The sequence below is a fragment of the Streptomyces sp. NPDC031497 genome (assembly GCF_055580905.1).
In genome coordinates, this window is sequence record NZ_JBVIKO010000011.1 from 50,194 (window position 1) to 72,338 (window position 22,145).

A 22,145-nucleotide genomic window follows, 5' to 3' on the forward strand; every position below is an offset into this window, starting at 1 on the left:
GGGCGCGCAGTGGGTCAGCTCAACAGGAACAGGACCACACGCGACCGAAGTCGATGTGGGAGCGGGTGACCAGCCACTGCTGCGGATGCATGGGCCAAGTGGAACAGGTCTCCGGTTTTCCGTCAACTGACTTGAGACGCCCTGCCCACACTCTGGACAACCTTGACAGAGAGGGGAAACGGCCCCGTAGAGTCGACGGACGGCCCTGCTGAGGGGCTCGGCCGTAAGAGCGCCGCCCAGCGACGTTCCGTGTGAAGGCACCCGCCGCACCATCGTGTGCGCGTCCACCGTGTTCGATTGATCCGCCACGGAGCCTTCGCATGTCACCCGAAACCCTCGCCCAAGCCCCCACCCCCGGCATACCCGAGCGCGCGGACGTCCTGAGAGCCGTCCCGCAGCGCCGGTACGGGCCGTGCGCGGCCGCCGTCGTCGGCTGCTTCACCCCGGGCTCTGTGCCGCGCGGCACGGAGACGGCCCGATGAGGCCCCAGCTGGTGATCGTGGGGGCCGGTCCGCGGGGGACCGGGCTGCTCGAACGCATCGCCGCCAACGCCCCCGAGCTGTACGCCGGTCCCGGCCTCGACATCCATCTGGTCGACCCGCATCCGCCGGGCGCCGGCCGTATCTGGCGGGCCGCCCAGTCGCCGCTGCTGTGGATGAACTCGCACGCCGAGGACGTCACCATGTTCACCGACGAGACGGTGCGGATGACCGGCCCGGTGCGGGAGGGGCCGACCCTGCATGAGTGGGCGGGCCTGGACGGCCGTACCTTCGCCGACCGGCAGATCCAGGGCCGGTATCTGCGGCACGTCTACGACCGCGCCGTGGCCGACCTGCCCGAGGGTGTCACGGTGCACCACCACTCCCGCCGTGCCCTGCGGGTGAGCGGGCCGCGCGAGGGGCGCCAGCAGGTCTGGCTGGAGGGCCGCCCGCGCCCGCTCCTCGCCGACCTCGTCGTCCTCGCCCTCGGCCACCTGGACGCCGACCTCGACCCCGAGCAGACCGCCCTGGCCGCGTACGCCGACACGCACGGCCTGGTCCACCTGCCGCCGGACTTCACCGCCGACAGCGACCTGTCCGCCCTGCGGCCCGGCGAGCCGGTGCTGGTACGGGGGTTCGGGCTCGCCTTCGTCGACCTGATGGTGCTCCTTACCGAGGGCCGGGGCGGACGGTACGACGGTGACACCTATGTGCCGTCCGGACAGGAGCCGGTGCTGTACGTCGGGTCGCGGCGCGGAGTGCCGTACCACTCGAAGATCGGCTACGACTGGACCGGTGAACGTCCGCCGCTGCCGCGCTTCTTCGGCCCCGGCGAGGTCGACGAACTGCGCGCCCGGCCGGGCGGGTTCGACTTCCGGCGGGACGTGTGGCCGCTGGTGGAGAAGGAGCTGGGCTTCGCCCACTACCACCGGCTGTTCACCGTCCACCCCGAGCGGACGGCCGTCGCCTGGCCGGACTTCGAGGAGAAGTACGCGGCCGCCGAGGGCGACGCCGAACTGCGGGCGCTGGTGGCGGCCGCCGTACCGGACCCGGCCGACCGGCTCGACCTCGCGGCGCTGGACCGCCCGCTGGACGGGGTGCGGTACGGGTCGCACGAGGAGTTCCAGGACGGGCTGCGGGCCTATGTCGAGAGCGACCTGAGCCGCCGTCATGACCCGGTGCACAGCCCCGACCTGGCGGTCTTCCTCGGGCTGCTCTCCGTCTACGGGCAGTTGGTGCGGCTCGGGGACATCGGGTCCTGGTGGCACGGGTTCTTCAGCTACCTGGCCTCCGGGCCGCCCGGGCCCCGGCTGCGGCAACTGCTCGCGCTGTCCCGGGCGGGGGTGGTCAGGTTCGTCGGCGCCGGGATGACGGTGACGGCGCGGGACGGGGTGTTCCGGGCGTCCTCGGACACCGTGCCCGGGTTCTCCGTCGAGGCGCGGGCGCTGGTCGAGGCGCGGCTGCCCGAACCGACGGTCGGGCGGGCCCGGGACGCGCTGCTGCGCGAGCTGCAGACCGACGGGGCGGCCGAGACGCCCGACGGGCTGCTCCGGGTGGACCCCGCCGACGGGCGGATCCTCGACGGGGACGGACGGCCGCATCCCCGGCGGTTCGCGCTCGGACCGTTCACCGACGGCCGTACGCCCGGCGCGTTCACCCGGCCGCGCACCGGAGGGCCCGCGTTCCGGCAGAACGACGCCACGGCACGGGCGGCGCTGGCCTTCCTGCGCGACCTGACGGGCCGGGCCGCTGCCTAGCCCGGGGCGCCCGGGGACATCGACCTCCAGGCGCGGGCCGACGAGGTCACCGTCGTCCTCGGCCGCTCCGGGGACAGGCGCCACGAGCTGCCCGAGCGGGAGGTGCCGGCCGCTCCGCGGGAGGAGCGGCCCCGGGCCCTGGTGCCGAAGGCGCTGTGAATCGATGGACCGGTCGCTCGACGAGCCGGTGCCCGGGTGTCTAGGGGAGAGGGTGGTTTCTCATGACCGGCTCGTACGGCCGGGGGCTGCATCTGGCCGCCGCCGTGGATCAGGTCGGCGTGTTCGACACGGAGCCTTACGTCGAGTTGGCGCGGCTCGCCGAGAGCGGGGGCCTGGACTTCGTCACGCTCGACGGGCGGTTCGGGTGGGCGGAGACCGACCCGGTCGCCGTCCTGTCGCAGGTGGCCCCGGCCACCCGGCGGATCGGGCTGGTGCCGATGGTGACCGCCCCGGTGACCGCCCTCGACCGCCTCGACCAGGTCAGCCGGGGCCGGGCGGGCTGGTGGAGCGACGTGCCGGCGCCCTCGCCCGGGTATCCGGTCCAGGTGGCCGACGGCACCGAGGGGGCCGCCCTGCGGACCGCCGCCCGGTACGCCGATGTCGTCCTGGTGCGGGCCGCGAACTCCGCGCAGGCCGCCGCCGTACGCGAGGAACTGCGGGACCGGGCAGGCGAGTTCGGGCGGGAGCCGGACGCGCTGCGGGTGCTGGTGAGTCTGGTGGTGGATCTGGGGGACGGGGAGCGCGCGGCCGAGCCGGGGCACGGGGGCGGCGGGCCCCGGCAGACCGTGCAGGGGCCGCTGTACCGGGGCGGTCCGGTGGACCTCGCGGAGCTGATCGCCGGCTGGCACGGCGAGGGCGCCACCGACGGCTTCCACCTGATCCCCGCCGAACCGCGCCGCGATCTGGAGCGGCTGGTCAACGGCACCGTGGCGCTGCTCCAGCACCGCGGGCTCTTCCGCACCTTCTACCCGGGCAGCACCCTGCGCGAGCACCTGGGCCTGGCCAGGCCCGCCGGCCAGTTCGCGGCGCCCTGAGACAACCCGGGGCGCCCGGCTGCCGTGTCTCGGGTCGAGTGCACAGGAGAGACATGCGGTGGACCATGCCGAGAGCCGGGGAAGGGCTGATCGTATGACCGTGGACGCGTCCGACGACTGGAAGCGCCGGCACGAACACCGCGTGGGGACCGTGTCGGCCCCTACCCGCGCTGGTCGGTGCGGGCCGCTGCACGCCGTACGACGACGACCGGCGCACCGTCCGCCTCGACACCGCGGACGGAGTGGAACGCGCGCTCGTGCTCAACGGGGAACTCGCCTTCACCCTGGCGGACCAGGCCCTGACGCTCCAGGTCGCCGAGCAGGCCGACGGCCGGCTGTGGGCGGTGTTCGCCGACGCCACCAGCGGGGCCGGCAGCTACCGTTTCAGGTTCCTTTATTCGGCCGTCCCGGGTGCCGACGGCTCCACCACCGTCGACTTCCACCGGGCGCGGCTGCCGCCCTGCGCCTTCGCGGACCACTTCATCTGCCCCTTCCCGCCGCCGGGGAACAGGCTGGGCCTCGCGGTCGAGGCGGGGGAGCGCACAGTGGCCTGAGGGTTTCGCGGGATTTGTGACCAGGAGTCAACTCGCCCGGACCGCGACGAGATCACACAAAGTCGGCATGGTTCGAACACAGTCGCACGGCCGAAAGGCACTCTTGCGGGTACCGGTCGTTCGCCCGAATACTCCCCCTCAGCGCTTGTCAGGGGCATTACGTGTCCGGAACCCGGACGTCGTCCCTGGCTGCGCCTCACGGGCCCCGACCCCACGCGGGCCCCCTGATTCCCCTGGGAGGGAACGAAAAGTGAGGATCAAGCGCACGACCCCCCGCAGCGGTATCTCGAGACGGACCCGGCTGATCGCCGTGGGCACCGGTTTCCTGGCCGCGGCAGCGTTCGCCGTCCCCACCGCGAGCGCGAGTCCCGTCCACACCTTCAGCGCCAGCGAACTGAAGGCCGTGAACAGCTCCGTTCTGAAGGCGGACGTCCCCGGCACCGCCTGGGCCGTCGACAGCAAGACCCACCGTGTCGTCGTCACCGCCGACTCCACGGTCTCCACCGCCGAGATCGCCAAGATCAAGCGGCAGGCGGGCGCCGACGCCGGCGCGATCACCATCAAGCGCACCCCCGGCACCTTCAAGAAGCTGATCACCGGCGGTGACGCCATCTACGGCGGCGCCTACCGCTGCTCCCTCGGCTTCAACGTGCACAGCGGCAGCACGTACTACTTCCTGACCGCCGGGCACTGCGGTGAGGTGGCCTCGACCTGGTACAGCAACTCCGGCCACACCACGGTCCTGGGCACCAACGTCGGCTACAGCTTCCCGACGAACGACTTCGCGCTGGTCCGCTACACCAACACCTCGATCGCGCACCCGAGCGCGGTCGGCAGCCAGACCATCTCCAGCGCGGCCACCCCGGCCGTCGGGACGACGGTGTACCGCCGCGGTTCGACCACCGGCACCCACAGCGGCCGGGTCACCGCGCTCAACGCCACCGTCAACTACGGCAGCGGTGACATCGTCTACGGCATGATCCAGACCACGGTCTGCGCCGAGGGCGGCGACAGCGGCGGCCCGCTCTACGGCGGTTCGGTCGCCTACGGTCTGACCTCCGGCGGCAGCGGCGACTGCACCTCCGGCGGCACGACCTTCTTCCAGCCGGTCACCGAGGCGCTGAGCTACTACGGCGTGAGCGTCGGCTGACGATCCTCCCGGATCCGTTCTCCCAGTGGACCCCCGTACGCAACCGGCGTGCGGGGGCTCCCTTTTGACGGGGTGTCGGAGTTACCGTCGAAGGACCATTGGAGTCACCCCCTGGGGGCCGGCATGGTCGAGGCGCTGGTGGCGGCCGGAGCCGCTCTCGTGTCCGTCGGAGCGGTGTACGCACTGGCCGCGGCACGGGTCGTCAGACAGTACGAGCGAGGCGTGGTGTTCCGCCTGGGCCGGCTGCGACCGGAGGTGCGCGAGCCCGGGTTCACCATGATCGTCCCGTTCGTGGACCGGCTCCAGAAGGTCAACATGCAGATCGTCACGATGCCCGTGCCCGCACAGGAGGGCATCACCCGGGACAACGTGACCGTCCGCGTCGACGCCGTCGTCTACTTCCAGGTGACCGGACCGGCCGAGGCGGTGGTCCGGGTCGAGGACTACCGGTTCGCGGTCTCGCAGATGGCACAGACCTCGCTGCGGTCCATCATCGGCAAGAGCGAGCTGGACGACCTGCTGTCGAACCGTGAAAAGCTCAACCAGGGCCTTGAGCTGATGATCGACAGCCCGGCCGTGGAGTGGGGTGTCACCATCGACCGCGTCGAGATCAAGGACGTCTCGCTGCCCGAGACCATGAAGCGGTCCATGGCCCGGCAGGCCGAGGCCGACCGGGAGCGCCGGGCCCGGGTCATCAACGCCGACGCCGAACTGCAGGCCTCCAAGAAGCTCGCGGAGGCGGCGAAGGAGATGTCAGAGCAGCCCGCCGCGCTCCAGCTGCGGCTGCTGCAGACGGTGGTGGCGGTCGCCGCCGAGAAGAACTCGACCCTGGTGCTGCCGTTCCCGGTGGAACTGCTGCGGTTCCTGGAGCGGGCTCAGCAGCAACTGCCGCCCGGGGCCGACGGGTCCGCGGTGAACAGGGCCAAGAGCGAGCCTGGAGAGCCTGGAGAGGCGAATTCCGGCCAGGGGTAAGAGTTACTCTCCGCCTAAGGTTACTCGCCCGTAGTGTTTGCAGTGCGAATCCTCCTGGGGTGACTGTGAACGCCCGGGCGCAGGGGGCGCACAACATCCGCGCACGCGCGTCCTGAAGTCGACCTTGTGTGCTCCCTGTGGGTGTCGGAATAGTAGGCGCCCGTCAACCGGCCTTCCGGCCCCCGAGGTCCCCACTACCTCGCGGGCCGACCCCCCACAGGAGGACATGAGTTGAAGCACCGACGCATACCCAGGCGCCGGGTGGCCCTCGCGGGCGCGGGGACAGCCGCGCTCGTCGCCGCCGGAGTGACCTTCCAGAGTGCGAACGCCAGCGAGCCCGACAAGGCCGCCGTACCGCGGATCCTCTCCGCGCCGGCGGCCGGAAAGCTCGCCTCGACGCTCGCCGCCGACCTCGGCACCGACGCGGCCGGCACCTACTACGACGCCAGGGCGAAGAGCCTCGTCGTCAACGTGCTCGACGACACCGCCGCGCAGGCCGTCGAGGCCGCCGGGGCCAAGGCGAGACTCGTCGCCAACTCCCTCGCCGAACTCGACGGCGCGCGGACCACGTTGAAGGAGGACGCCACCATCCCCGGCACCTCGTGGGCGACCGACCCGGTCACCAACAAGGTCGTCGTCACCGCCGACAGGACGGTCGCCGGGACCGCGCTGAGCAAGCTCACCAAGGTCGTCGACGGGCTCGGCGGGAAGGCCGAACTGCGGCACTCGAAGGGGGAGTTCAAGCCCTTCATCGCCGGTGGTGACGCGATCAGCGGGTCGGGCGGGCGCTGCTCGCTCGGCTTCAACGTGGTCAAGGGCGGCGAGCCGTACTTCCTGACCGCCGGGCACTGCACCGACGCCATCTCCAGCTGGTCGGACTCCTCCGGCAACGTGATCGGCCAGAACGCCCAGTCCAGCTTCCCGGGCAACGACTTCGGGCTGGTCAAGTACACCTCCGAGGTGGACCACCCGAGCGAGGTCGACCTCTACGACGGCTCCACCCAGAAGATCGCGGGCGCGGCCGAGGCGACCGTGGGCATGAAGGTGACCCGCAGCGGCTCCACCACCCAGGTCCACGACGGCACGGTCACCGGGCTCAACGCCACCGTGAACTACTCGGAGGGCACGGTGAGCGGGCTCATCCAGACCGACGTGTGCGCCGAGCCGGGCGACAGCGGCGGCTCGCTCTTCTCGGGCAGCAACGCGATCGGCCTGACCTCGGGCGGCAGCGGCGACTGCACCTCCGGCGGGGAGACGTTCTTCCAGCCGGTGACGGAGGCACTGTCGGCCACCGGTACCCAGATCGGCTGACCCGCGCCGAATCCCCGAGATGCCCCGCCCCCGTCCGGGGGGCGGGGCATCTCCATGCCGTGCGCCGGGCGGCATCAGTCGAGCATATGAGCGATTCTGGGCGACCCTGCCGTGCTCACGACACTGCGGTGGGGCGAAGAGGCCGGCGGGCGGGGAAGCGGTGTATCGGGGCTCGGTGCAGGCTGGACTAGGGAGGTGCGTTGCCGTGCCGCACAACGAAGCTGTCTCGCCGGGCAAAGGTGCCGCCGTGCTGGAAGCCCTGTTCCACCAGTCGCCCACCGGCCTGCTGATCCTGGACACGGAGCTGCGCGTCCTACGGCTCAACGTCACCAGACCGGCTCTGCACGGAGCGTCCCAGGAACAGATCATGGGTCGGCACATCTCCGACGTGTACGACCTGTCCGCACCCGGTGAGGTGGAGGGGATGCTGCGCGGCGTACTGGAGACCGGCGCGCCGGTGCGGGGGCGGCTCGTGGGGGTGCGTCCGAAGGAGGAACCGGGGCCGGAGTACCTGTTCTCCGTCTCCGCGTCCCGTCTGCAGGACGCACAGGGGAGGGTCTGGGGCGTGCTCGCGGAGATGGTCGATGTCACCCAGTGCGAAAGGGTGGGCATCCGGATGCGGGTCCTCGGCTTCGTGCGCGAGCACGTGGGACGGACCCTCGACGTGGTCGCCACCTGCGAGGAACTGGTGCGGGCGGTGGTGCCGGACCTCGCCGACATCGCCGTGGTGGAAGTGGTGGACGCCGTGATACGGGGCGAGGAACCTCCCCTGAGCCCGCTGGGACCGGAGGTGCCGCTGCGCCGTGCCGCCTTCCGCCACAGCGGCGGTGAGGAGCAGATCCAGGCGCATCGGGTGGGCGACGTACGCCCGCTGCCGTTCCCCACGCCCTACGCCCAGACGCTGACCGACCTCAAGCCCCGCCTCGTCGCCCTGACCCCCGACACGCCCTGGCTGGCGGCCGACCCACCACGCGCCGAAGCGATCCGCGTCTCCGGCGCCCGCTTCCTCATCACGGCCCCCCTGACCGTGCGTGGAACCGTGCTGGGACTGCTGAGCCTGTACCGCACCGACCAGGCGGACGTCTACGACAAGGGTGATGTCACCCTCGCCCTCGAAGTGGCCGCTCACACCGCGCTGTGCGTCGACAACGCCCGCCGCTACACCCGCGAACACACCATCGCCCTGACGGTCCAGCGTCACCTGCTGCCACCCCACCCCGCGCCGCGGAGCACCGTCGAGACCGCGTACCTGCACGTGCCTTCCCAGGTGGGCGGAGGCGGGGGGTTCGACACCTTCGCCCTGTCCGGTGCCCGCACCGCGCTGTTGGTCGGGGAAGTCTTCGGTCAAGGCATCCACGCGGCCATCACGATGGGACAGATGCGGACCGCCGTCCACTCCCTGGCCGCTCTCGACCTGGAGCCCGACGAGCTCCTCGCCCGCCTCAACGACACCGCCCTCAACCTCGCCGAGGAACGCGTGGCGCTGCCGCTCGGCGATCCCATGCCCCTGACGGGGAGCTGTGCGTACGCGGTCCACGACCCGTTCGCCCAGACCTGCACCGTCGCCCTGGCCGGGCATCCCCCACCCGTCATCGCCCATCCTGACGGGACCACCGAGATCCTGGACCTGCCGAGCGGACCTCCCCTGGGCAGCGCAGGGGGCCCGCCCTTCGCCGCCGCCACGGTCTCCGTCGCCGACGGCAGCGTCATCGCCTTCTACACCGCGGGCCTGCTGCACACCTCACCGTCCCCGGACACCCTGCGACGGGTGCTGGCCCATCCCGCGCGGCCCCTGCAGGATCTGTGCGACGACGTGCTCTACCGGCTGCGGAACGACACCCGCCACAGCGACGTCATCCTCCTCCTCGCCCGCACCCACCCGTTCCCCGCCGGCCAGGTCGCCACCTGGCATCTCGGCCACCATCCCAAGGCCGTCGCCAAGGCACGCACCCACGTCCGCCACCAGCTCGTCCGGTGGAGCGTCGACGAGGAAACCGCCTACACCACCGAAATGATCGTCAGCGAGCTGGTCACCAACGCCGTCCGCTACGGCGCCCCGCCCGCCCAGTTGCAGCTCATCAAGGACCGCACCCTCACCTGCGAAGTCCACGACAGCAACTCCCTCGCGCCACGGCTGCGCCATGCGAAGACCGTCGACGAAGGGGGGCGCGGCCTGTTCATCGTCGCCCAGCTCGCACAGAACTGGGGCGTCCGCCATACGCCCGACGGCAAGACCGTCTGGGCCGAGCAGTCCCTCCCGCCCCCGGCCCGCGGTCGGCACTGGCCGTAGGCCGTGCCCCGCCGGTCCGCGCCACCCAGCCGGCCGCCCTCGAAGGAGTAGGGAGTACGGGGCGGCATCGGAGGCGGTCGGCACGGTACGGCCGGGAGGCCGGCAGCGGCGATGCGAGGGTCCGCCGGAGGGCTGGATGTCCTCGACGGGTTCCCACCGGCCGTCGGACGCAGGAAAGCCCCGGCTGGACGGGGGAGACCAGCCGGGGCGGTAGGTGGTGGCGTGCGGAGGGCGGTCGCCTCTCGGCGAGGTGCTCCATGGGGCTTCAGCCGGACGATCGTCCCCATGGGCTGTAGGTGAGGCCCGGGGACACTGTCCCCTCCGCGGCCACGTACAGGTGAACGGCCCGCAGCCCAGGACTGTTCCCCGCCCGTCGGTTCCGCCGTGGTGACCTGTGGCACACCTTCCTGGCAGGAGCCGCGGCCTGGCGGCAGCTGCCTCCCGCATGGACGCCGCGGTCAGTTCGCCGGAGCGGCCGGCCGTACGGCCTCCGGTCCGAAGCGTCGGCGGGCTCGGCCGCGGCGACTTGGGCCGCGCGGGCACGTGCGGCGCCAGGATCCGGCGAGGGCCGGCGGCAGGCCCTGGTGACGGGCAGCAGGTCGTCGGCTCGCCGCACGCATCCCAGGCCCGGGTGAATCCGGCACATGCCGATGCCCGCGACGGGGCGATCGGTTTCGGTTGCCGTCGTCTGCCGTCGTCTGCCGTCGTCTGCCGTCGTCTGCCGTCGTCTGCCGTCGTCTGCCGTCGTCAGGAGACGGCGGCAGCGTGCTCCAGCTCGGAGACGGTGGCGGGCTCCTCGGGTCCCGCTTCGTGGCGTCGGGTGAGGTGGCGGTCCACCAGAACGCTGCCCATGTGGGCGACCCCGAAGGCCGCGCCGATCCATGCCGTACCCGCCAGCCCCAGTCCCGTGTTGATCACGAAGCCGGACGCCAGGGGGGCGACGGCGATGCCGACGTTGAAGGCGGCGATGTTCACGGCGCCGCCGAGCGTCCTGGTCTCTCCGAGAATGGAGAAGACCCTGGCGTTGACCGCGGGCGTGACTCCGAAGTTGGCGGCGCCCAGGAGCACCACCAGCGCGATGGTGACCCAGGCGACATGCGCGGTCAACGCGAGTGCTGCCGCGGCGGCGACGAAGGCGGCCATGCCCACCAGCAGGAGTGTGAAGGGGGCGCGGTCGGCTACGCGTCCTCCGATGGTCAGGCCGATGAACGCGCCGACGCCGTAGAGCCCGAGCACGAGGGGTACCAGGCCGGTGCTGAGGCCGGTGACGTCCTCCAGCAGGGCTCCGAGGTAGGAGAAGATCGCGAATTGGGCGGCCACGGTCAGCGCGGTGGTCGCGTAGGCGACCCAGAGCCGTGGCTGCGCCAGCGAGCGCAGTTCCGTGGCCAGACGCGGCTGTGCCGCTGTCGTGTCCCGGCCGCCGGGCAGGGCGATGAGCAGGGCGATCGTGGACAGAGCGGTCATCGCGGCCACGGCCCAGAAGGCGGCCTCCCAGCCGGCGTGCTGTGCGAGCAGGGTGCCGCCAGGGACACCGATGATCGTGGCCACGCTCAGTCCCGAGACGACCACTCCCATGGCCCGGCCCTGCTTGTCGGCGTCCACCAGCGAGATGGCCGCGACCGAGGCCATCGCCCAGAATCCGGCATACGCCATGGCCGACAGCACCCGCATGACCAGCAGGAATCCGAAGTGCGGGACGAGGGCGGCGCCGACGTGGGCGGCGATGAAGACGAGCTGGAAGCCGGCCAGCGCGGCACGGCGCGGCATCCTCAGGGTGACCAGGCTCATCAGCGGTGCCCCGACGAGCATGCCGATGGCGAAGGCGGACACCAGCATTCCGGCGGAGGCGAGCGGGATGTCGAGGTCCTGGGCGATGGAGGGCATCACGCCGGAGAGCATGAATTCCGAGGTCCCCTGGGCGAAGATGCCCAGCCCAAGGACGTAGATCACAAAGGGCATGATTCATCTGCTTCGTGTGAGGAACGAGGGGTAACCGGGTGCTCCGCTCGGCCGTGCGCGGCCCTTTCCCGGAAAGGGCCCGTTGCCGGCGAGGACTACCTGTGGAGGCGGCGTTGCCTCCCGGTTCCCGTCCAGCCTCCCGCCCGGGGCACGCGTGCGGACGCCTCGCGCGCGCCCTGCTGAACCTAGGTCCGGCTGGTCCACTCACCGGCCCGTCATGCCGCTGTAGTGGTATCACTGGATGCATGGATCAAAGCGACGAGCTCGGTGACTTCCTGCGCTCGCGCCGGGCCCGTCTGCGCCCCGAGGACGCGGGGGCGGCTTTCGGCGGCGGCGCGCGCCGGGTCCCGGGACTGCGCCGTGAAGAGGTCGCGCACCTGGCCGGGGTGAGCACGGACTACTACGCCCGTCTCGAACAGGGTCGCAACCCCCACGTCTCGGAGACGGTGCTGGAGGCGGTCGCCCGCGCGCTGCGCCTGGACGACACCGAACGCGGCTACCTCTTCGAACTCGCCCGACCCAAGTCCCCCGGCCCGGAACGGCGCCGTACGGCCCCGCTGCCGCGCGTGCGTCCGGCGATCCATCAGATGCTGGACGTACTCAACGATGTCTCGCCGGCCCTGGTCCTCAACCACCGCAGCGACGTCCTGGCAGTCAACCATCTCGCCAAGGCGCTGATCACGGACTTCGACGCACTGCCGTACCGCGACCGCAACTTCGCCCGATTCGTCCTGCTCCAGCCCGCCGCCCGTGACCTCTATCAGGACTGGGACCGGGTCGCGGAGGCGTTCGTCGCCAGTCTTCGTCTGGCTGCCGGACACCACCCCGACGACCGCCTGCTGAACGAATTCGTCGAGGAACTGTCCACAAAGGTCCCCGAGTTCTCCACCTGGTGGGCCGGCCACCGCGTGGACCAGTGCGCCCACGGCACCCGGCGCCTTGTCCACCCCGTGGTCGGCGAACTCACCCTCTCCTACGAGATTCTGGCCCTGCCCGCCGACCCCGACCTGAGTATCTGCCTCTACACCGCGGAACCTGCTTCGGCCTCCGCGGCGACGCTCAGCATGCTCGCCAGCTGGAGTGCTCCGACGGGCCTACGAGGGCGCAGCTCCTCCGAGGCACCCTCAAGTTGACTCCCCCAAGGTCGTCCATGATTTCCACTTCCGCGTGACCTGCGGCAGCCGTCCGCGGATTCTGCTCATGCGCCTGTTGCGGCGAGCGACAGCTCCCACAGGCGCTTGGCGGCGTCCGGGTCGAGCGCGTACGGGGCTACGCCGCCGGGGGCGGATCCCACGGCCTCGGCCGACAGCTTCTCCGCTTCGTTGTTGTCCTCGAAGTAGCGGCCGCCGATGCCCTCCAGCTGCGGGGAGGTCGCGACGAGCACGCTGGTCGCGGCGCCTTGGGCGATGGTCTTGAACCGGAACGGTGCGCCCTGGATCGAGCCGAACTCTCCGGCCGCCTCGGCGGCGCGCAGCTGTGCGGCCTGGTCCGGATCCATGTAGCGCGACAGGTTCGTCGACATGATCACGCCGGGGTGGACGGCGTTGGCGGTGATCCCGTCGGTGGCCCAGCGGTTGCTCGCCTCGACCGCGAAGAGAACGTTGGCGGTCTTGGACTGCCCGTAGGCGAGCCACGGGTCGTAGGCGCGGTTGTCGAAATTGATGTCGTCGAACGCCACGGGCGAGGCGTGGTGGCCGCGGGAACTCAGCGACACGATCCGCGCGTTGCCGGCGGCCGCGAGCGCGTCGTGCAGGCCGAGCGCGAGCGCGAAGTGGCCGAGATGGTTGGACGCGAACTGCAGCTCCCAGCCGTCAGGTGTGCGTTCGAGCGTGGGCAGTGCCATCACGCCGGCGTTGTTGACGAGGATGTGCAGGGGCCCGGTCCAGGCGTTCGTGAAGGCGGCGATCGACGCCCGGTCGGCGAGGTCGAGCCGGCCGACATGGACGGCGTCGTTTCCGGTGGCCTTGCGGATGTCGGTCGCGGTGCGCTCGCCGGCGTCCGTGTTGCGGACCGCGAGGGTGACCGAGGCACCGGCGCCCGCGAGGGCGCGGGCGGTCTCGGCGCCGAGACCCGAGGCGGCGCCGGTGACGACCGCGTGCTTGCCGGAAAGGTCGATGCCCTCGATGACCTCGGCGGCCGTCGACTCATCTCCGAAGGGGGTGTGGATGCGCTGGGTGGTTGTCATGACCTCAAGTCCTAGTCAGTGGTCGGTTGTTCTGCCCTCACCGGAACAGGCGAGGGAGGCGGTCCCGGCAGACCTGGTGCAGGTGCGCCGGAAGACAGAGGGGTGGGCTCACGCCCGGTGCTCGAGTTCGAGGACGAGCTTGCCGGTGTTCTCGCCGGTGAACAGGCGCCTGAGCGTGGCCGGGAACGGCGACGCCCGCCATGGAGGCGCTCCGGTACAGCAGGGTCAGGTAGTTGCTCGGTCCCACGACCGCACCGGCGTTGTCGTACTGGGAGATCGCGCCGCTGATGACGACTCGCGCGCCGCGGGCGAGGCGGGTGAGCGCTGTCATGAGTGCCTCGGGCGTCGTCACCTGTGCGGCTGCGCACTCTTCGCGCTGATGCCGGCGAGGCGGCGCCACTGGGGGAGCGGCGGCGTCTCGCCTCCCTCGGCGGTGATGAGCTGCAGGGCCAGGTGGTCGGCGCCGGCGATGTGGAACTCGGTCAGGCGGTCGCTGATCGCGTCGTCGGTTCCCCAGGTCACCAGGGCGTCGACCAAGCGGTCGCTGCCGCCGCCGGTGAAGTCGTCAGCGGTGAAGCCGAGGCGTTCGAAGTTCGTGGTGTAGTTGGGCAGCCGGAGGTACAGCGCGAGGAAGTCGCGTGCGACGGCACGTGCCCGGACGGGGTCGCTTTCCAGGACCACGGTGACCACGGGGGCCAGGAGCGGTCCGTCGCCCAGGACCTCCCGGGCCTGCTCGATGTACGCGGGGGTGACCATCGCGGGGTGGGCGCCGGCGGCCCGGTCGCGGGCGAGACGCAGCATCTTCGGTCCGAGCGCCGCCAGGATCCGGCGGTCGGCCGGTACGGGGGTGGCGGCGTTGTCGAGGGCGTCGAGGTAGCCGACCATCGTGGAGTAGGGCCGCTGGTAGTTCTGGGCCAGCTGGGCGTGGCTTGCGCCCAGGCCCAGGAGGAACCGGCCGGGGTGGGCTTTCTCCAGTTCGGCTCGCTGCTCGGCCACCGTGGCGGCGTCCTCGTGCCAGATGTTGAGGATGCCGGTGGCCAGGGCGATGCGTTCGGTGGACCCGGCGAGCGCGGCGGCGTGGTGCACGCTGCTGTTGCCACCGAGCCAGATCACGCCGAAGCCGAGTTCTTCCAGCTCGGCCGCCGCGCGTCGCCGTTGCTCTTGAAGCGCCGGGTCTTCGGAGCGCAGTTCGTGGCTGAAGATTCCGAAGCGGCCCAGGGACTGCCGCGGTGCGGTGCGAGGTGCGGAGTGCATCGTCTGTTCCCTCACAGGATGAATGCGTTGTTCGTGCTGCCGATCTGTGTGCGCGGACCTCCCCTGGCCCGGAGGGGTGCCATGCCGCTCACCGGGCCGGTCGAGCCGCCGCTGCCGCGGCTCGGTCGAGGGCCTGGGATTCGGCCTCGTCGATGACGGACCCGGGCGTGGTCCTCGCGGAGTGTCGTCGGATGCGCTCGACGGCTTTCATGACCTCGATTCCTGGTCATCAGCCGGCTGTGTTTCTCTCATCCGGACAGGTGGGGGAGTGGGTCTGGCCGGCCGAGAGACAAGGGGCGGAACGGTCGCTGAGGCAGGGACCCGGACCAGGCGCTCGTGAAGGCGGCGGTCAACGCCCTGCCGGCGAGATCGAGCGGGCCGACACGGACGGCGCCGTTCCCGGCCGCCTTGCGGATGCCGGTCGCGGTGTGCTCGCCGGCGTCCGTGCCGCGGACCGCGAAGGCGGCCGAGGCGCCGGCGCTCGCGAGGGCCCGGGCGGTCTCGGCGCGAGACCCGACGCGGCGCCGGTGACGACCGCGTGCCTGCCTGAGAGGCCGACGTCCTCGATGACCTCGGCGGCCGTCGACCCTTCTCCGAAGCGAGTCTGGATGAGCGTGGACGTCATGGTCTCAAGTCCTCGTCACTGATCGGCCGCCTGTTCCTCATCGGCCGTACGGTGCCTGGGAGGGGGCGGCCTCGGGTGTGTTCGCCGGTGTGGTCCAGCTGGCGAGCAGGCGGAGTGTCTCCGCGGAGGCGGAGCCGGGTTCGGTGGTGTAGAGCACGATGCTCTGGTCAGGGTCGGCCGGCAGAGCCAGCGTTTCGTAGGAGAGGGTGAGTTCGCCGACCACGGGGTGGACAAGGCGTTGGGTGCCGTGGGCGCACTGGTCCACGCGGTGGGCGGCCCACCAGGTGGAGAACTCGGGAACCTTGATGGACAGCTCCCCGACGAGTTCGTTCAGCAGGCGGTCGTCGGGATGGCGTCCGGAGGCCAGGCGCAGACTGGCGACGAAGGTCTCCGCGACCCGGTCCCAGTCCTGGTACAGGTCACGGGCGGCGGGGTGGAGCAGGACGAATCGGGCGAGGTTGCGGTCGCGGTGCGGCAGTGCGTCGAAGTCCGTGATCAGCTGTCTGGCCAGGTGGTTGGCGCCCAGGACGTCACTGCGGTGGTTGATGACGACGGCCGGTGAGACGTCGTTCAGGACGTCCAGCAACTGGTGGATCGGCTGCCGCACGCGTGGTGCGCGGGCGGGACTGCTCCGGTGGCGTCCGGGTGTCCTGGGCCGGGCGAGTTCGAAGAGGTAGCCGCGTTCGGTGTCGTCCAGGCGCAGGGCGCGGGCGACCGCCTCCAGTACCGTCTCGGAGACGTGGGGGTGCCGGCCCTGTTCGAGGCGGGCGTAGTAGTCCGTGCTCACCCCGGCCAGATGTGCGACTTCCTCGCGGCGCAGTCCGGGCACCCGGCGCGCGCCGCCGCCGAAAGCCGCCCCCGCGTCCTCGGGGCGCAGACGGGCCCGCCGCGAGCGCAGGAAGTCCCCCAGTTCGCCGTTGTCGTTCATGCGGCCAGTGTGCTCCCCACGGCGGCGTGACGGACCGGCGAAGGTGGACCGGCCAGACCTAGGTTCAGCAGGCCGCCCTTGGAGCGTCCACACGCACGCAAAGCGGGCCATGCTGGCTGAAACGCGACGACCTTCTCCCGCGAGGAAGCCAGAGGCTTCTCCCGCGAGGAAGCCGGAGGACCTCCCCGCACCGGGCTGGAGAAAGGAGCGGCTGTCCTGCACCGGCCCGCTGTCGCCTCGAAAGACCGCGCTGTCGCAGGCCAGGCCCGAGCCGGCCCTCACGCGGCCCCTCGGAACCCCATCACAGGACACCCCCCGCCCCGGCCCCGGGGCGGGTCACCCGAAGGAGATCACCATGACCGAGTTCGCGCCCGTACCCGACTTCGCCCTGGGCCCGGACATCCCGGAGTCCGGGTATGTCGTCCAGGACCTGGGCGGCGGTGCCCACTTCGTCACCCAGGGGATGATCAACACGATGTTCGTGGAGACGAAGAACGGTGTCGTCCTCGTGGACGCCTCCCCGTTCCTGGGGGACAAACTGCTGGAGGCCATCGAGTCGGTCACCCCCAAGCCGGTCACCCACCTGATCTACAGCCACGCGCACGCCGACCACATCGGAGCGGCTCACCTGCTGAAGCGGGACGGCCTGAAGATCATCTCCCATGAGATCACCGGCGAGTTCATCAAAGAGGTCAAGAACGACGACCGGCGTCCCCTGCCCACCGAGACCTTCAGCGGCCGGCGCAAGGAGATGGACATCGACGGAGTGCGGTTCGTCCTCGACTACACGGGAGACTGGCACCAGGCCGGCAACCTGTTCATCCACCTGCCGGAACTCAAGCTCATGGGAGCGATGGACAGCTTCACCCCGAAGAGCGCCCCGTTCTTCCGCCTGTACTTCTCCGCGCACGTGCCCGCCTACTTCGACGCCATGGACCAGCTGCTGGAGTACGACTACGAGACCATCGTCACCGGCCACATGGCCCTGCCCGGTACCCCCGAGGACGTGGCGGCGAACCGGGAGTACATCCGGGACCTGCGCGCCGCCGCTTCCGAAGCACTGCGCACGGTCGACATGAAGGAAGCCTCGGCCGCCGCCAAGGTGCCGGCCGACAACAAGCAGGCGGAGATCAAGGTCTGGATGGACGCGGTCACCGCCCGCGCGGCCGAACTCATGCCGTCCTGGGAAAAGCGCCTGGGAGGAACCGACATCTTCCTCTCCGACAACCTCAACGCCACCGCCTGGAGCGTCTTCATCGACTAGGACGACGCCCTGCGGATTACGGACGAGGGGCGAACCGCGGTGAACGCGTTCGCCGCAGTCGACTTCGAAGGAGGGACGCCGCATGCTGCCGGCGACGAAAATGGAGCAGTTGGCGCAGAGCATCGAGCTGGCCGTGGACGCTGTCCGCGCAGCACCGGTCGACCAGTACGGCGGCCCGACGCCGTGTTCGGCGTGGACGGTGAAAGACCTCGTCCATCACATCGCCATGATGCTCCTGCTCACGAGAGACGCGGGCACCCGCACCGCATCGGACCCGGCCCTGCTGACCGCGAACCCGGTACCGCTCCTGGCCGGGCGGCCGACGTCCGAGTGGGCGCTGCTCGTGGCCGGCCAGGCCGGACCGGCGGCCAGAGCCTGGTCCGAGCCGGCGGCGTGGGAGGGAGAGGCGAGCCTCGGCGGACCGCCCATGCCCGCGACTACGCTCGGCGGGATCCTCATCGCCGAATTCACCGTCCACGCCTGGGACACGGCCGTGGCCACCGGACAACCACTCGCCGTACCCACGGCCTTGGCCCAAACCACGTTCACGACATACGCACGCGAGGCACCCCGCATGCGCAGCCTCGGCCTCCTGGGCGACGAAGTACCCCAAGACGCAGACGCACCCCTGCTCGACCGCGCACTGGCCCTCACCGGCAGAAACCCCCGATGGACACCAGCGGCGCCTTCTCGTGCGCCAGTGACACAGCCTTGAGCGCACGCGACTTCTTCCCTCACGCTCCGGCGCTTCCTTCCGGGGTCCGGTGCACACGGCCCCGGTCCGGTGAGAAGTGCTCGACGTCGGGAAGATCGGGGTCGAGGTCCGGGCGGTGGCGGGGACCGGCCAGCGCGCACTCCACGGCGACCACTCCGTCGACGCTCCGCACCCATCCGACAGTCACCGGCACCAGCGCGGTGTTGGTGACCCGGCCGGTGAGCGTCACGACACCGCCGTTGACCTGCACGCCAACCGGTTCGGCGGAGTCGGCGAAAAGATGCGGGACGATCTCGCGCCGGATCTCCTCGGCGATCTCCTCGTCGTCCCGCAGGAACACCTTGAGCAGGTCGGCGCGGCTCACCACGCCCTGCAGCAGGCCGTCCGCGTCGACCACCGGAAGCCGCTTGACCCCGTGCCGGGCCATGGTGCGCGCGGCCTCGGGCAGCGTGGCTTCGAGGCGTACGGTGATGGCCGGAGCGGTCATCAGCTCCTCCGCGGTGAGGGCCGCGGCCTTGGTGCGGGCGGGCTCAAGCCGGCGGCCCCGGGAATCGCCGTGGGCCTCCTCCTTGCGCAGCAGGTCGGCCTCCGAGACGACGCCGGCGACGCGCCCGTCGCCGTCCAGGACCGGAGCCGCGCTCACCTGCCACTGCTGCAGGGCCTTCACGATGTCCTTGAAGGCCGCGCCGGGGCGCAGGGCGAGGACGGTGTGGGTCATCACGTCGCTCACGACATGTGGGGTGCCCGTCATGGCGACCTCCAGGGTTCGGCTGTCGTAGTCCTACATCCTCAGACTCCGTCACCCGTCCGCGGAGGGCATGGGCCCAACGGTCCCCTTCTCGTTCCCGGCCGTCCCCTGCTGGGAAGGGGAGTCAGGCCCGCGCGGCCGCTACGGCTTCGCCACCGGCACCCGCCACACCAGCGTCGTACCGCCTCCGTCCGGGCAGTCCCACTCCAGCAGGCCGCCGAGTTCCTCCGCCCGTTCCGCCATGTTGCGCAGACCGCTACGGCGGCCTTCGGACGGGATACCGACGCCGTTGTCCGTGACCGTCAGCACCAGTTCGCGTCCGTCGGTCGTCAGAACGACCTCGGCGCGGTCGGCGCGGGCGTGCCGGGCGACGTTGGTCAGGGCCTCGGAGAGAACGGCGACGGCGTGATCGGCGGTCTCCTTGGGCACGTCGGTGTCGATCAGCCCTTCCATGCGCACGCTCGGCGCGAATCCGAGCATCGGGGCCACCTCGCCGGCCACCCGCACGGCACGGCCCCGGAGCCCGGTGCCGGAGGTGCCCTCGCGGGCCCGCAGCCCGAAGATGGTCGACCTGATGATCTTGATGGTTTCGTCCAGGTCGTCCACGGCCCGCAGTACCCGCTCGGACGCCTCGGTGTGCTCGATGAAGCGCCCGGCACTCTGCAGGGTCATCCCGGTGGCGAACAGCCGCTGGATCGCCAGATCGTGCAGATCACGCGCGATCCGGTCGCGGTCCTGCAGCACCGCGATCTCCTCGGCGTCCCGCCGCCGCTCCGCCAGCTCCATCGCGATGGCGGCCTGGGCCGCGAAGACCTGGAGCGACTCGGTCTCCTTGCCGGTGTACTGCGGTCGGCCCGCCTCGCGCGCCAGCAGCACCACACCGCGCACACCGGCTTCGCCCCTGCCGATGGGGATGGCCACGGCGGGCCCGAGCCCTCGAAAGCGCGGCGGCTCGGGCGAGACCCGTTCGTCGTGGACGACATCCGCGCTGGTAACCGCAGCACCTCGGGAGAACGCCAGTCCCATCAGGGTCTGGTCGAGAGGCAGCACCAGCCCCCGGTGCTCGTCCGCGTCCATGCCGACGGCGATCTCCACGGTGAGCGAGTCGGTGTCCGGCATCGGCGTCGCGACGGCCGCCAGTGCCGAGCCGGTGATCTCCCTGGCCTGCTCGGCGATCAGCCCGAGGGCTTCGGCGATCTCACTGCTGGACATCAGGCTGTGGGTGATCTCCGTGCTCGCCCGCAGCCAGCGCTCGCGCAGCCGTGACTCCTCGTACAGCCGGGCGTTGTCGATCGCTACGCCGGCCGCCACGGCCAATGTCGACGTGACCGACACGTCGTCCTCGTCGAACTGCCCTCCGCCCCGCTTCTCGGTCAGGTACAGGTTGCCGAAGACCTGGTCGCGGACCCGGATCGGGACGCCCAGGAAGGTGTTCATGGGCGGGTGGTTCGGCGGGAAGCCGTACGAAGCCGGGTGTTCTGAGATCTTCGCCAGGCGCAGTGGCTCCGGGTGACGGATCAGCTCTCCCAGGATGCCGTGTCCCTCCGGGTACGGCCCGATCGCGGCGATCTGCTCCTCGCTCACCCCGACCGTGTGGAACGCCGACAGCCGCCTGCCGTCCGGCCCGATCACGCCCAGCGCGGCGTACTCGGCGTCGACCAGCACGGCCGCCGCCTCCACGATGCTGTGCAGGGCCTGCTCCAGGTCCAGCTCCCGGCCGACCGAGAGGACCGCCTCCAGGAGGCGGTGCACCCGGTCGCGGGTGCCGCGCGCGGCGTCGAGCCGCGCCTGCAGCTCTTCGAGCAGCTCGTCCAGTCTGAGCTGCGGCAGCCGTATGCGGGCTGGCTCGGGGCTCTCCAACGTGCTCCTCCCGATCCCGTCGACTCGTAAACCGGCAGGTCCGGTCAGTGCCACCGTAATGGGCGGCGACCGGGGTGGACACCTGGATCGGGTGAAGTCGTCAGCGTCCCCAGCAGGGCCGATCGGCTCTGCCGAACGGACGCGCGGCACCCGCCTCCGTGATGCCCCGCCGTGCGACGCTGGGACCGCACCGACACCGCGGTGCGACGGAGGAGACCGCGTCATGGTCCATTACGTGTACGACCTCGCGGAGGGCGGCCGCGAGATGGCCGGCCTGCTCGGCGGCGCACGGTGGGCCCATCGGCCCCCGGTGCCGTCGACGACGGGATTCAGACGGGGATTCAGGAGACAGGGTCCAGGCCGTACATCGTTCGTCCCCCGGTCAGCCGACGTCCGGTCACCAGCTCCGGCTCAATGCGCACGAAGACCTCCTGGGGGGACGGAACCCAGGAACGCGGGCCGTGGCGGACCAGCCGTTCGTGCTCGCCCGGGTCGCTCACCAAGGCTGCGGTGCCGGTCACGACGACGCTCCAGCCGGAGTGGCTGGTGGCGTCGACTTCGTCGGCCTCGAACGCGACCACCGAACCGTCGATGGCGCGGACAAGTTCCGAGGCCGCGGACGTCCGCAGCAACACCCCTCCGTCACCGTCCAGGGCGAAGTTGACGGGCAGCACCGCGGGCAGCGCGTCCCGGGTGTGGACGATCCGGCCGACCGGCACCCGGGCGAGCAGTCTCAGGCACTCCCGCCGGTCGAGTTCACAGAATCCGTCGTTGGCATACATCGGCCGTCTCGTCTCTCGCTTCGTCCCACGTTGGTGTGTGGCTGCTCCGTCGCACGGCGCGGCCCGGGTCAGACCGTGATGCGCCGCCCGGTCACGGAGCTCGGTTCGATACGCACCCACAGATCACGGTCGCCGCCCGCCCACGGGGTGCTGTGGACCGACGCGGAGAGTCGGCGCACCTCCTCCGTGTCGCTCACGCGGCGTGCCGGTCCGCGCACCAGCACGCTCCAGCCCTGGCTGAAGGCGTCGTCGATGCGGTCCGCGGCGGGCCGCCAGAC

The 22,145-nt window shown here is 71.2% G+C and carries 17 protein-coding genes and 2 pseudogenes; 11 read left to right on the plus strand and 8 right to left on the minus strand.

Annotated elements, in window-relative coordinates; translation table 11 throughout:
* The first annotated feature begins 320 nt into the window (after positions 1–320).
* The 8 genes and pseudogenes from ACZ5K7_RS23465 to ACZ5K7_RS23500 all read left to right on the plus strand — a co-directional run bounded on the left by ACZ5K7_RS23465 (position 321) and on the right by ACZ5K7_RS23500 (position 9,547).
* A complete protein-coding gene (locus ACZ5K7_RS23465) occupies positions 321–482 on the plus strand; it encodes a hypothetical protein (RefSeq protein WP_468915754.1) in 162 nt (53 codons plus the stop codon).
* Entirely contained in the window at positions 479–2,236 is a 1,758-nt protein-coding gene (locus ACZ5K7_RS23470; protein ID WP_468915756.1) for an FAD/NAD(P)-binding protein, read from the plus strand. Before ACZ5K7_RS23465 ends, ACZ5K7_RS23470 begins: the two co-directional genes overlap by 4 nt.
* 221 nt (positions 2,237–2,457) lie before the next feature.
* Positions 2,458–3,270: an LLM class flavin-dependent oxidoreductase gene (locus ACZ5K7_RS23475; protein WP_468915759.1), complete on the plus strand. Its 813-nt coding sequence runs from the start codon at positions 2,458–2,460 to the stop codon at positions 3,268–3,270.
* Positions 3,271–3,429: 159 nt separating this feature from the next.
* A pseudogene (locus ACZ5K7_RS23480) lies at positions 3,430–3,824 on the plus strand (DUF1684 domain-containing protein); the annotation flags it as partial.
* A gap of 250 nt (positions 3,825–4,074) precedes the next feature.
* Positions 4,075–4,974, plus strand: a complete 900-nt coding sequence (locus ACZ5K7_RS23485; protein WP_351699562.1) for a S1 family peptidase — start codon at positions 4,075–4,077, stop codon at positions 4,972–4,974.
* 123 nt (positions 4,975–5,097) lie between these two features.
* The gene (locus tag ACZ5K7_RS23490; protein WP_351699564.1) at positions 5,098–5,946 is read left to right on the plus strand and encodes a slipin family protein; all 849 of its coding nucleotides are present in this window, start codon (positions 5,098–5,100) and stop codon (positions 5,944–5,946) included.
* 231 nt (positions 5,947–6,177) lie between these two features.
* Positions 6,178–7,257: a S1 family peptidase gene (locus ACZ5K7_RS23495; RefSeq protein ID WP_468915764.1), complete on the plus strand. Its 1,080-nt coding sequence runs from the start codon at positions 6,178–6,180 to the stop codon at positions 7,255–7,257.
* 247 nt (positions 7,258–7,504) lie between these two features.
* Entirely contained in the window at positions 7,505–9,547 is a 2,043-nt protein-coding gene (locus ACZ5K7_RS23500) for a SpoIIE family protein phosphatase (RefSeq protein ID WP_450972285.1), read from the plus strand.
* A 747-nt stretch (positions 9,548–10,294) separates the two neighbouring features.
* On the opposite strand, the gene ACZ5K7_RS23505 is transcribed toward ACZ5K7_RS23500, so the two are convergent.
* Positions 10,295–11,506 carry a Cmx/CmrA family chloramphenicol efflux MFS transporter gene (locus ACZ5K7_RS23505; RefSeq protein WP_468915769.1) on the minus strand — a complete coding sequence of 404 codons (1,212 nt, stop codon included), beginning with the start codon at positions 11,504–11,506 and terminating at the stop codon, positions 10,295–10,297.
* Between the two features lie 245 nt (positions 11,507–11,751).
* Between ACZ5K7_RS23505 and ACZ5K7_RS23510 the strand changes: the two genes are divergently transcribed.
* The gene (locus ACZ5K7_RS23510; RefSeq protein ID WP_468915772.1) at positions 11,752–12,639 is read left to right on the plus strand and encodes a helix-turn-helix transcriptional regulator; all 888 of its coding nucleotides are present in this window, start codon (positions 11,752–11,754) and stop codon (positions 12,637–12,639) included.
* A 65-nt stretch (positions 12,640–12,704) separates the two neighbouring features.
* On the opposite strand, the gene ACZ5K7_RS23515 is transcribed toward ACZ5K7_RS23510, so the two are convergent.
* From ACZ5K7_RS23515 to ACZ5K7_RS23525, 3 genes are all read right to left on the minus strand, one after another.
* A complete protein-coding gene (locus tag ACZ5K7_RS23515) occupies positions 12,705–13,691 on the minus strand; it encodes an SDR family NAD(P)-dependent oxidoreductase (RefSeq protein ID WP_468915775.1) in 987 nt (328 codons plus the stop codon).
* 348 nt (positions 13,692–14,039) lie between these two features.
* Positions 14,040–14,945, minus strand: a complete 906-nt coding sequence (locus ACZ5K7_RS23520) for an LLM class F420-dependent oxidoreductase (protein WP_468915778.1) — start codon at positions 14,943–14,945, stop codon at positions 14,040–14,042.
* Between the two features lie 662 nt (positions 14,946–15,607).
* On the minus strand, positions 15,608–16,498 hold the full coding sequence (locus ACZ5K7_RS23525) for a helix-turn-helix transcriptional regulator (protein WP_468915781.1): 891 nt from the start codon (positions 16,496–16,498) through the stop codon (positions 15,608–15,610).
* A gap of 355 nt (positions 16,499–16,853) precedes the next feature.
* Here ACZ5K7_RS23525 and ACZ5K7_RS23530 point away from each other — a divergent pair, with 355 nt between their 5' ends.
* Together ACZ5K7_RS23530 and ACZ5K7_RS23535 are read left to right on the plus strand one after the other, a co-directional pair.
* Positions 16,854–17,762, plus strand: a complete 909-nt coding sequence (locus ACZ5K7_RS23530) for an MBL fold metallo-hydrolase (RefSeq protein ID WP_468915784.1) — start codon at positions 16,854–16,856, stop codon at positions 17,760–17,762.
* Between the two features lie 82 nt (positions 17,763–17,844).
* Positions 17,845–18,477 (plus strand): TIGR03086 family metal-binding protein, encoded by a 633-nt coding sequence (locus ACZ5K7_RS23535; RefSeq protein WP_468915787.1) that lies wholly within the window; start codon positions 17,845–17,847, stop codon positions 18,475–18,477.
* 19 nt (positions 18,478–18,496) lie between these two features.
* On the opposite strand, the gene ACZ5K7_RS23540 is transcribed toward ACZ5K7_RS23535, so the two are convergent.
* From ACZ5K7_RS23540 to ACZ5K7_RS23555, 4 genes and pseudogenes are all read right to left on the minus strand, one after another.
* Positions 18,497–19,228 (minus strand): CBS domain-containing protein, encoded by a 732-nt coding sequence (locus ACZ5K7_RS23540; RefSeq protein ID WP_468915790.1) that lies wholly within the window; start codon positions 19,226–19,228, stop codon positions 18,497–18,499.
* Positions 19,229–19,366: 138 nt separating this feature from the next.
* Positions 19,367–21,085 (minus strand): sensor histidine kinase, encoded by a 1,719-nt coding sequence (locus ACZ5K7_RS23545; RefSeq protein ID WP_468915792.1) that lies wholly within the window; start codon positions 21,083–21,085, stop codon positions 19,367–19,369.
* Between the two features lie 341 nt (positions 21,086–21,426).
* Positions 21,427–21,867 carry a pyridoxamine 5'-phosphate oxidase family protein gene (locus ACZ5K7_RS23550; protein WP_351699593.1) on the minus strand — a complete coding sequence of 147 codons (441 nt, stop codon included), beginning with the start codon at positions 21,865–21,867 and terminating at the stop codon, positions 21,427–21,429.
* 68 nt (positions 21,868–21,935) lie between these two features.
* Positions 21,936–22,127, minus strand: a pseudogene (locus ACZ5K7_RS23555) (pyridoxamine 5'-phosphate oxidase family protein); the annotation flags it as partial.
* Positions 22,128–22,145 lie beyond the last annotated feature (18 nt).